Origin of the sequence: Paraburkholderia sp. (assembly GCF_035656215.1) — a bacterium.
In the GTDB taxonomy this organism is placed as follows: domain Bacteria; phylum Pseudomonadota; class Gammaproteobacteria; order Burkholderiales; family Burkholderiaceae; genus Paraburkholderia.
In genome coordinates, this window is record NZ_DASRSY010000141.1 from 1 (window position 1) to 9,704 (window position 9,704).

11 protein-coding genes are annotated in these 9,704 nt (G+C 63.8%); 5 read left to right on the top strand and 6 right to left on the bottom strand.

Translation table 11 applies throughout. The annotated features are described in order from the left end of the window. Window positions 1-42: 42 nt before the first annotated feature. Together flgC and flgB are read right to left on the bottom strand one after the other, a co-directional pair. Entirely contained in the window at window positions 43-468 is a 426-nt protein-coding gene (flgC, locus tag VFE81_RS08045; RefSeq protein WP_325044092.1) for a flagellar basal body rod protein FlgC, read from the bottom strand. Window positions 469-669: 201 nt separating this feature from the next. After that, window positions 670-1,164, bottom strand: coding sequence for a flagellar basal body rod protein FlgB (flgB, locus tag VFE81_RS08050; protein ID WP_325044093.1), 495 nt, complete (start codon window positions 1,162-1,164; stop codon window positions 670-672). 218 nt (window positions 1,165-1,382) lie between these two features. Between flgB and flgA the strand changes: the two genes are divergently transcribed. The 5 genes from flgA to VFE81_RS08075 all read left to right on the top strand — a co-directional run bounded on the left by flgA (window position 1,383) and on the right by VFE81_RS08075 (window position 4,920). Continuing rightward, window positions 1,383-2,930, top strand: coding sequence for a flagellar basal body P-ring formation chaperone FlgA (flgA, locus tag VFE81_RS08055; RefSeq protein ID WP_325044094.1), 1,548 nt, complete (start codon window positions 1,383-1,385; stop codon window positions 2,928-2,930). Window positions 2,931-3,128: 198 nt separating this feature from the next. Continuing rightward, entirely contained in the window at window positions 3,129-3,479 is a 351-nt protein-coding gene (gene flgM / locus VFE81_RS08060) for a flagellar biosynthesis anti-sigma factor FlgM (RefSeq protein WP_325044095.1), read from the top strand. A 94-nt stretch (window positions 3,480-3,573) separates the two neighbouring features. Beyond that, window positions 3,574-4,020 (top strand): flagellar protein FlgN, encoded by a 447-nt coding sequence (locus VFE81_RS08065; protein ID WP_325044096.1) that lies wholly within the window; start codon window positions 3,574-3,576, stop codon window positions 4,018-4,020. A 310-nt stretch (window positions 4,021-4,330) separates the two neighbouring features. After that, the gene (locus tag VFE81_RS08070; protein ID WP_325044097.1) at window positions 4,331-4,513 is read left to right on the top strand and encodes a type II toxin-antitoxin system HicA family toxin; all 183 of its coding nucleotides are present in this window, start codon (window positions 4,331-4,333) and stop codon (window positions 4,511-4,513) included. Next, the gene (locus tag VFE81_RS08075; protein ID WP_325044098.1) at window positions 4,510-4,920 is read left to right on the top strand and encodes a type II toxin-antitoxin system HicB family antitoxin; all 411 of its coding nucleotides are present in this window, start codon (window positions 4,510-4,512) and stop codon (window positions 4,918-4,920) included. Before VFE81_RS08070 ends, VFE81_RS08075 begins: the two co-directional genes overlap by 4 nt. 48 nt (window positions 4,921-4,968) lie before the next feature. Here VFE81_RS08075 and VFE81_RS08080 read toward each other — a convergent pair whose 3' ends face one another. The 4 genes from VFE81_RS08080 to VFE81_RS08095 form a co-directional block, all read right to left on the bottom strand. Beyond that, a complete protein-coding gene (locus tag VFE81_RS08080) occupies window positions 4,969-5,703 on the bottom strand; it encodes an RNA polymerase sigma factor FliA (protein ID WP_325044099.1) in 735 nt (244 codons plus the stop codon). 28 nt (window positions 5,704-5,731) lie between these two features. Continuing rightward, complete coding sequence (locus VFE81_RS08085) at window positions 5,732-6,601, bottom strand: MinD/ParA family ATP-binding protein (RefSeq protein ID WP_325044100.1); 870 nt, start codon at window positions 6,599-6,601, stop codon at window positions 5,732-5,734. Then, window positions 6,594-8,576 (bottom strand): flagellar biosynthesis protein FlhF, encoded by a 1,983-nt coding sequence (gene flhF, locus VFE81_RS08090; RefSeq protein ID WP_325044101.1) that lies wholly within the window; start codon window positions 8,574-8,576, stop codon window positions 6,594-6,596. Before flhF ends, VFE81_RS08085 begins: the two co-directional genes overlap by 8 nt. 349 nt (window positions 8,577-8,925) lie before the next feature. Next, window positions 8,926-9,704: FHIPEP family type III secretion protein (locus VFE81_RS08095; protein WP_325044102.1), on the bottom strand; the 779-nt coding region annotated here is incomplete at its 5' end.

A 9,704-nucleotide genomic window follows, 5' to 3' on the forward strand; every position in this document is an offset into this window, starting at 1 on the left:
CCGTTGTTGCCGATGGTGGTGTTGGTGGTCAAGGAGCTCTCCTCAGGTTCCGATCGTGAGCGTTTTTAGCATCAGTGTCTTGGCGGTGTTCAGGGTCTCGACGTTGGCCTGGTACGAGCGCGAGGCCGAGATCATGTTGACCATTTCCTGCACCGGGTCGACGTTGGGCAGCGTGACGTAGCCATCCGGATTGGCCGCCGGGTTGCCGGGGTCGTAGGCGGTCTTCATCGGCGTCGGGTCGTCGACCACGCCGGTGACCTGCACGCCGCCGATCTGCTGGCCGGAGCCCGAGCGCGCGCCGCCGATCGGGCTGACCGCGAACACGACCTGCTTGGCCTTGTACGGCTGGCCGTCCGGACCGGTCGTGCTGTCCGCGTTGGCGAGATTCGACGCCGTCACGTTGAGCCGCTGCGACTGCGCTGACATCGCGGAGCCTGCAACACCAAAAATATTCATTAAAGATGGCATGTTTCCTGACCTCTCCTATGTCGATCGGAGTTGGCGCTTTAGCGCTTACTCCGATCCCATGCAACGCTGTCGATCGGAGTTGGCGCTTTAGCGCTTACTCCGACCCCTTGCAACGCAGTTGCACGGTTCGACCCGGCTTCAAGTTAATTCCCGTAGCGATTGTTCCTGCGTACTGCTATGTCTTTTTGCGGTGCCTGTTATTTACGAGCCCGACGTAATCGCCGCAAGCATCGTTTTGATCTGGCTCGACAGCACCGTCATGCCCGATTCGAAGTGCAACGTGTTGTCCGCGAACTGCACCCGCTCCGTATCGATGTCGACCGTGTTGCCGTCGAGCGCGGGTTGCGTCGGAATGCGGTATTGCAGATTGCCGTAGTCGTCAGGCGTGCCGCCGGTCGGCGTCAGCGTCGCGTTGCCGGACATGTGGCCCGGCGCGGTCGACACCATCGACATGCCGCTCGTTACCCCGGCAGGCTGCGTCATGGCGAGCGTCGAGTTGTTCGAAGCGCCCGTACCCGTCCCGCCGCCGGTCTTCTTCAGCGCGCCGGCCAACGACGAAGCGAAGTCGACGTCGCGCGCCTTGTACCCGGGGGTATCGGCGTTGGCGATATTCGACGACAGCAGTTCCTGCCGGTAAGCGCGCACATCGAGCGCCTGGCGGCCAAAGGCGAATTCGGCATCGAGTTTGTCCAGCATAGAAATCTCCGGAGAACGTTCCCGAGTTTTTCCCGTGCTTGCCTCGCATGAGACCTGCGTCGGCCGGGAAGACCTTTTTGCATGAAGTGCATCTTATGGGCCGAACGCAAGTAGCAATCGGACGAATAACCGGGAAAGGGGGCTTCTATTCAACGTTTGCCCAATGGGGGCGCTCACTAGAATGCAAGGCGTACCGATGCATTCGATGGAGAAACCCGATGGACCAGCCCACCTTCGATCTGACGCACCGCGCAAGCTGCGTGGCGGCGCATCGCGTGAGTGCGGGCGTGGTCCGGCGTGCGTCGCGCGGTTCATCCCGCCTCCTGACTCGCCTCGTTGTAAACCTGGCGGTATGGGTTGCCGGCGGCATCGTGCTGCTGCCGGCCACTACTCAGGCTCAACAGGCTCAGGACGCCGGTGGTCCCATCGTGATTCCGGGCCCGGGCGAAAAGAATCCTGCCTCCCTTGCCGATCTCGCCGCGCAGATGCAGGCAACGCCCGCGAAACGCGCGGGGTCCGCCGCGACGCTCGCCGCCGCTACCGCACAGTCGCTGACGGCGGGGGCTGCCGCGCGTGACGCCGATCAATTCACGCGTGCCGCCAATGCGAGCGGTTCGATCGTGATTCCGGGCGCGGGCGAGCCGCCTGCCGCGCCGCAGATGATCCGCACCAGTTTCAAACCTGACGCGAACGGAGTCGTGACGATTCCCGCGCCGGGCAACGCCAATGTGGCAGCAGCCGAACCGGCGGCCGGGGTTGTTACACGCGTCAATGTGATGCGGGGCTCGCGTCAGGTCGTGCCGGTTGTGGTGACGCCAGCACCGAATGCCGGGCGGCAAGGCGCCGGCATGCAGCCGGTGGCCGCCAATGCGCCCAGCAACGGTGTCGAAAGCGCAAACAGCAACGCGCCCGCGGCCAGTGGCTTCGACAGTCTTGCCTCGCGTGGCGAGCCGCCTCATTTGAATGCGAACGGCAAACCCGTCGTGACCACGGCAGTCGCACCGAAGCCTGCGCCGACACCCGCGCCGATGCCGACATCGCCCGCCACCATCGCCCGCACGCCGTCGATGCGTCAGGTGGCGCCGACGGTCGCGCAACAGAATCTGCGCCCCGCAGCGGTGGCGCAACCGGTGCCGCTGGCCGGCCAGCAAGACGCCGAGGCGATTCGCAGTGCCGCGCTCGTCTTTTTGCAGCAGCAATCGGCGGGCTTGCCCGGCAAGGTCGAAATCACCGTCGCGCCGGCGTTTCCGCGCGGCCTCGCGGCCTGCACGATGCTCGAACCCTTCATGCCCAGCGGCGCGCGCCTGTGGGGCCGCATGACCGTCGGTGTGCGCTGCGCCGGCGAACGGCCGTGGACCATTTATCTGCAAGCGCGCATTTCGCTGCGCGCCACCTACTATCTGGCCGCTCGCGCAATGGCGCCGGGCGAAGTGTTCACAGCCGCCGATCTCGTCGCGCGCGACGGCGACCTGACCGGTCTGCCGCAGGCGATCGTCACGGACCCGTCGCAGGCAGTCGGCTCGGTGTCGCTCGTACGCGTCGCCGGCGGTATGCCACTGCGCCGCGACATGCTGAAGAGCGCGTCGGCGGTGTCGATTGGACAAACGGTGCGAGTCGTCGCGGGCGGCACTGGTTTCGCGATTTCGGCCGAAGGCAGCGCGATGAACAACGCGTCGCCGGGACAACAGGTACGGGTCAAGACGGCTAACGGCCAGATCATCTCCGGCATCGTCAAGGATGGTTCGACGGTGGAGATTCAGTTGTGACGCCGCGCCGTAGCACGTCCGGCAGCCAGCGTGCCGGCGCGGAATCAGCCGCGAAGACTGGCGCGGCCCGTGCAGTGGATTTCGAATCCGTCGTGGGGTCGGATCGCCTTGAAAGACAAGGCACAACCTGGAGCGATTGCGCTAAAGTTTTGATCACCAGTTGCCGTTATCAGGATCAAATCGTTCAGGAAGCCAATCGTGAAAGTCGATTCCACAACCAATTCGAATCTGCCGACGTTGAAAGACGCCTTGTCCCGCTCGCAACAAAGCGACGCGGCGACTGCGAACAGCACGCAGAGTGCGGGCACGAGCTCGCCGACCACCACCAGCGGTTCGGGCGACGCCAGCGTCAGCCTGTCGGGTCTGTCGCAGCATCTGCGCAGTCTCGCGGCGTCCGGTTCGGCCGATATCGACACGGCGCACGTCGAGTCGATCAAAGCAGCCATCAAGGACGGCTCGCTGCAGATGGATTCGAGCAAGATCGCCGACGGTGTGCTGAATACCGCGCGCGAACTGTTGCAAAGCAGAACCTCGTCGACCGGCAACTAATCGACGCATCGAAGTACGGTGAATTGCCGGGCGGCATTCGACAAACCCGGCTCGCGAATCATGCGCGAGCCGTCGTGTTCAGCGAGTTGTTGAGATGAAAGACGCCCTGCTTGCCACCCTCATCGAAGAATATTCGGCCGCCGAGGCATTCGCCTCGATTCTGACGCTCGAGACCAAGGCACTGACCGCCTTGTCGCCGCTGGAATTGCTGCCGCCGATCGTCGAGAAGAAAACTGAACTGATCGGCGTGCTCGCCACGCTCGAAACCACCCGCAATACGCTGCTCGCGGAAATGGGCTTGCCGGCCGGCTGGCCTGGCATGGAACTCGCGGCCAGCGCGGATACGCGGGTCGCCGAGCAATGGGCGCTGCTGCAAAAAGCAGCCGACCGGGCGCGGCACTTCAATACAAGTAACGGTGAACTGATCCGCGTGCGGATGGACTACAACCAGCGTGCGCTGACGGCGCTGCAGGTAGCCGTGCCGCAGAAGACCGGTTTCTACGGACCGGATGGGCGGATTCCGGCACATCCAGCAGCTTGAAGATATGGCTCGCGCAGTGCGTTTCACGCGCTGACGCAATTGAATAGATTGTTTTGAACAAAAAGGGCTCGTCGTTGACGAGCCCTTTTTGTTTTTGCCCTCCCGCACAGGGCGCTTAAGCCCTCCTCCAACGCGCGTTGGCCATCCGGCCAGGTAGCGCGGAATCCTCCATCACGTTGAAATCACGGGTTCCCCCACGGCGGTTCTCCGCCGTCACGTGCAGCTTTTCGAAGCTGCGTCAGACGAGCCAGGCGGAGCGTTATCCACTAGCGAGGTTGTGTAATCGTGTGTATGATTCGAGGAGTGCAATATGAACAGTGCCGAAGTCGTCAAAGTGATTCAAGCGGATGGCTGGCGGCTGATCCGAATATCGGGCAGCCATCATCATTTCCGGCACGCGGTAAAAAACGGTCTCGTGACCGTCCCGCATCCGAAGAAAGATCTTCCGCCCGGCACACTGAACAGCATCTTGAAACAGGCAGGCCTGAAATGAAGAACCTGATTTTCCCGATCGCGATCGAGCCTGGTGACACGCACCATGCGTACGGCGTGATTGTCCCTGACATTCCGGGTTGTCATTCGGCGGGTGATTCGCTGGAAGACGCCTACGCGAACGCGAAAGAAGCGATCGAGGCGCATCTGGATACGCTGCTCGACGAAGGCTTGCCGATTCCCGACCGGCTGACGCTGGCTGAGCATCGGCGTAATCCGGACTACGAGGGCTTTACCTGGGGTTTCGTCACCACGCGGAATATTCCGGCGCTGAAAAAAGCGGTGCGCATCAATATCTCGCTGCCCGAGGCGCTGGTTCACGATATCGACGCTTACGCCCAGGCGCGCGGCATGTCGCGTTCAGCGTTTCTCGCGCTGGCCGCGGAGCATGAGATGGCGGACGCGTAAGAAGGTGGACGTTGCGCGCACCGCCGGTCAAACATCAATCCGTCAGACTCACGTCGCCTCGGCATTCGCCCAGGCCATTTCGCGCAGGCGCGTGCGCAAGCGCGCCACGGCCTGGCTGTGCAACTGGCACACCCGCGATTCGCTGACTTCCATCACCGCTCCGATTTCGCGCAGGTTCATGCCGCGTTCGTAGTACAGCGACATCAGCAGCTTCTCGCGCTCCGGCAGGCGATCGATCGCCTCGATCAGCGCTGAGCGCAGGCTGTCGTCCAGCAGCGCCGAAAGCGGATCGGAATGATCGACGCAGTAACGGTCGAGAAACGGTTCGTCGTCCGCGGAACGGTCGAAGTCTTCGTAATAGATCAGCTGGCTGCCGTGCAGATCCTGGAGCATCGACTGATACTCGTCGAGCGGCATTTGCAGATGCTCGGCGATCTCCGTTTCGCTCGCCGAGCGGCCCAGATTCTGTTCGACCTTGTGCACGGCAGATTCGACTTCACGCGAAGTGCGCCGCAAGCTGCGCGGCAACCAGTCGTTGCTGCGCAACTCGTCAAGCATTGCGCCGCGAATCCGCTGGCTGGCATAGGTTTCGAACTGCGCGCCCTGGTCTTCCTTGTAGCGGCTCGCCGCGTCCAGCAGTCCGATCATGCCGGCCTGGATCAGGTCGTCAAGATCGACACTCGCCGGCATCTTGGCTACGAGCTGCAAGCCGAGGCGACGCACCAGCGGTGCGTACTTCGTCAGAACTTCGGCTTGGGAAATCTTTCCCTGAGCGTTATACATCGTGCTCCCCTTGTCCTTGTGCCGCCTCTCAGGCGTGCTGCGCGGACGGTTGGCCGGCGTGTTGCGCCGCTGTAACTGTCGCAGGCGCCATCCAGGGCGTTTGCGACGACATCGCTGGCCGCATCGGCCAGTACTGCAATTCGGCTGCAAGGTGCCGGAAGTCGCGCGCAGCCGGTGTCGATGGGAACGCATCGACGACACACCGCGACAACTCCAGGGCTCGCGCCATCCGCGCATCGGCGGCAATACAACCGGCGTCTTCCAGCGCCACCGTCAGGTAGCGTCCGGCCACACCGGCCAGGTTGACGAACGCGGTATGCGCGTCGTCCACGCTCTGCACGTGGTTCACCAGCACGCGAAACTGCCCGGTGGCGTGTGCGTAGTGCAAACGCTTCATGCACGCGTACGCGTCGGTGATCGCTTGCGCGGCCACCCGCGTGACGATCATCACGTCGTGCGCCTGCGTCGCGAGCGGCGAAAGGTAGCCGTGCTGGTCGAGTTGCGCATCGATCAGCACGATGTCGGCGGAGCCGCGCAACACCACGCCGAACTGCGCGGCGGCGTGGCCTTCGCGGTTATGGCGCGAGGCGGCCAGCACGGAAAATCCGAGCGGGTGGCGCACGGCGGCCTCGTCGAGCGTCATCTGGCCGCGCATCACCGCCGCAAAATTGCCCGTGCTACGCATGTCGCCAAGCATCGCACTCACCGATTTCTCGCCAAGGCACTCGTCGATCACCAGCACGTCTTTGCCCTGCTGCGCGAGCGCCGCGGCGAGATTCACCACGGTCGTCGTACAGCCGACGCCAGCCGAGCCGCCCGTCACCGCAAGCACGCGCGAGCCGCTTCTCGCCAACAGCCGCCGCAGTCCTTCTGCCTGATCGGACATGAACTTATCCAAAGCGGACCTCGTGCAGTTCGGCCGTCGAACGCGCGGACAACGCGGACAACAACGCCGGAATGTCATCGTCGTGCGGCACGAACGGGGAGTTGTCGCGCGGAATACAGAACGCGCTCTTGATCAGGAATTTCTTCGTCGCGACGTACAGGTTTTCCGGCACCTTCTGACCGGTCGACACGTAGTGCACCGGCAGCTTGTAGCGGATCACCGTATCGAGCACCCCGCCCAGATTGGTGGCTTCGTCGAGCTTGGTCAGAATGCAGCCGGCGAGCGGCTGTTGATCCGGTGCGCGCTGATAGGCCTGCACGACTTCGTTCAAGGTGTCGCCGTGGCTCGTCGCGTTGAGCAGCAGCAGGCGCTGTACCGGCTGACCGGCACGGCACAGCATCGCGATCTGGTCGGAGACCAGACGGTCGCGCTGGCTCATGCCGATCGTGTCGATCAGCACGATGTGTTTGTTGCGCAACTCGGAGAGCGCGAGTTGCAGATCGGCGCCGTCTTTCACAGCGTGAACCGATACGCCGAGAATCTTGCCGAAGATGCGCAGTTGTTCGTGACCGCCGATCCGGTAGCTGTCGGTGGTAAGGAGCGCCACCTTGCTGGCGCCAAAGCGCATCACGCAGCGCGCGGCGAGCTTGGCGGTGGTCGTAGTCTTGCCGACGCCTGTCGGGCCCATCAGCGCGAACACGCCGCCGCGCTCCATCAGCGCGTCTTCGTCTTCCATGACCGGCAGGTTCGATTCGAGCACCGAATGGACCCACTCCATGCCGCCGTCCATGTTGTCGACGTCCTCGGGCAGGTTGTCGACCATCATCTGCACGAGCTGCGCGGAGAAACCGGCGGCGAACAGGTGCTTGGTGAGTGCGGCGCGCGCCGGGCTGCGACGCTGGCGATCGCTCCACAACAGGCCGGCGAAGTGTTCTTCCATCATCCCGCGCATCGACGACAGTTCGCTCATCACGGTGTCGTTGACGACCTGCTCCATGCGCGCCTTGATCGCTTCGGCGATTGAATTGGACGTGCGGGCGTCGTCGCCGGCGGGCAGCGATTGCGCAACTTTCTGCGCGGCGCGGCGCGCGGCGATTTGCGCGGCTTCACGGGCCCACTCGGGCTTATCGGCGGTTTGCGGCATGACCGGTTGGGCCAGAGCGTGTTGCGAGGCGCGCGAGGCCGGTTGGGCGGCGAGTTGTGCTGCGGCGGGTCCGACTGCGGCGCCGAGGCCTTTGGCCATGGCGGCAGCCGGCGTCATCCCAGCGTGGTGCGCGCTGTACACGCCCTGCTGCGGCTGTTCGGCCGCGATGCGGCGAGCGTGATCGATCAGCCAGGGATTCGATTCGGCCATCGTGCGCGGCACCTCAACCGCAGGTGCTGCCGGCACGCCGGCGGCTTTGAGCATATCGGCGCGGATGTCTTCGGCGAGGCGCGTCGCTGCAGCGTGGGCGCTGGGTTGCTCGATGCTGATCGGTTGCGACAGCGGCGCTGCAGCGAGTGCCGCTGCCACTTTAGGGGCGTTCGGCAGCGCGGCATTCGGCGCGGCGGGAATGGCTGGCTTCGCGCCGGCAACCGGCGCATCGCTTGCGGCGAAATTCGCAGCGTGGCTTGAAGCAGCGCCAGCGGTGGTCAACGCCATGTTCTCGGCGCCCGCTTCCGGGCTTGCGCCGAACACCGACGAGAACACATCGGGCATGCCGCTCGCATACGGATTCGCTTGCATCATCGGATTGGCGCGCGGTGCGGCGAGCGCGGGCTGTTGTCCTGCCATCGCATTCATCGGCGCGGCCAGCGGTGCGCCTGCGCTGCCGCGCGGCGCCTTCGGCGTGATGGCGGCGAGGTCGCTATTGGCCAACGCGACGATCTCGACGCGACCGTCGTCCATCGTGCGATTGGACAAAACGACGGCATCCGGGCCCAAGGCTTCGCGCACGAGGCGCAGAGCATCGCGACTGGTAGCGCCGACAAATTTACGAATGTTCAAGCTGGACCCCCGATGAGGTAGACGGACTTACTGACTAACGGACCGGCAACATACCGCTTCCCATTGAGATCATTATTGCGAAACCCGTCGAGTGACGATCGATGGATAAAGACCGTTAAAGGTGGGTAATTCGGGCGATGGAAACGCGCCGCAAGTCACGGTTAGGGCAGTTTTAAACAGGCTCGCCGCGCGCCCCCGGTGGCGCTTCCGCGGGCGAAGCATGACCTTTGCCAGCCGCTTGCGGCATGAAAAGTTAGGCGCCGAAATGAAAACCGGCGCTCGAGGAGCGCCGGCGGAAACCATCGATCTGGAAAGCTGCGGCTGACTGTCGGGTCTAACCGCGCCGGGTTTAAGCGTGCGCTCCGATCAGATTCACGACCTTGATATTGCGTGTATCCGGCACTTCCGCATAAGACAGCACCTTCAGTTGCGGCAGGCTGCGGCGCAGGAAGCGCGCGAGCATCGGCCGCAACGCGTGCTGCACCAGCAGCACCGGTGACAGCCCAAGATTCTGCTGACGCGTCATCGCCTTCTGTGTTTCGTTCATCAGGGTGTGCGCGAGGCCCGGTTCGAGGCCCGGATTGGAGCCCGTAGACAGCGCCTGCGACAACACCCGCTCCAAGTTCGAATCGAGACCCATCACCTGCATGTCGCCCACGCCGGGGAACCATTGCTGCGTAATCGCGCGGCCCAGCGAGAGGCGCACGGCGGCGGTGAGATCGTGCGCGTCGGTGATCTTCGGCGTGTGTTCGGACAGGGCTTCGAGAATCGTGCGCATGTCGCGAATCGGCACGCCTTCTTCCAGCAGGTTTTGCAGCACCTTTTGCAGCGTGGTGAGCGGCAGCGACTTCGGCACCAGATCGTCGACCAGCGACGGCGTGTCCTTCTGCATCCGCTCCAGCAGCGCCTGCACTTCACGGCGGCCGAGCAGTTCGGAGGCGTGCATGACCACCAGGTGATTCAGGTGCGTCGCCACCACGGTGCTCGAATCGACCACCGTATAGCCATACACCTGCGCCTGTTCGCGCAGATTCGTATCGATCCAGATCGCCGGCAAACCGAACGCAGGGTCTTGCGTCGGCGTGCCCGGCAGCGCAGCGGACACCTGCCCCGGATTGATCGCCAGCC

Excerpts from the sequence above, each read along its gene's own strand:
- flgC (WP_325044092.1), bottom strand. The coding sequence starts at position 468 with ATGCCATCTTTAATGAATATTTTTGGTGTTGCAGGCTCCGCGATGTCA.
- VFE81_RS08070 (WP_325044097.1), top strand. The coding sequence starts at position 4,331 with ATGAACAGTGCCGAAGTCGTCAAAGTGATTCAAGCGGATGGCTGGCGG.
- VFE81_RS08065 (WP_325044096.1), top strand. The coding sequence starts at position 3,574 with ATGAAAGACGCCCTGCTTGCCACCCTCATCGAAGAATATTCGGCCGCC.
- flgB (WP_325044093.1), bottom strand. The coding sequence starts at position 1,164 with ATGCTGGACAAACTCGATGCCGAATTCGCCTTTGGCCGCCAGGCGCTC.
- flgA (WP_325044094.1), top strand. The coding sequence starts at position 1,383 with ATGGACCAGCCCACCTTCGATCTGACGCACCGCGCAAGCTGCGTGGCG.
- VFE81_RS08080 (WP_325044099.1), bottom strand. The coding sequence starts at position 5,703 with ATGTATAACGCTCAGGGAAAGATTTCCCAAGCCGAAGTTCTGACGAAG.
- VFE81_RS08075 (WP_325044098.1), top strand. The coding sequence starts at position 4,510 with ATGAAGAACCTGATTTTCCCGATCGCGATCGAGCCTGGTGACACGCAC.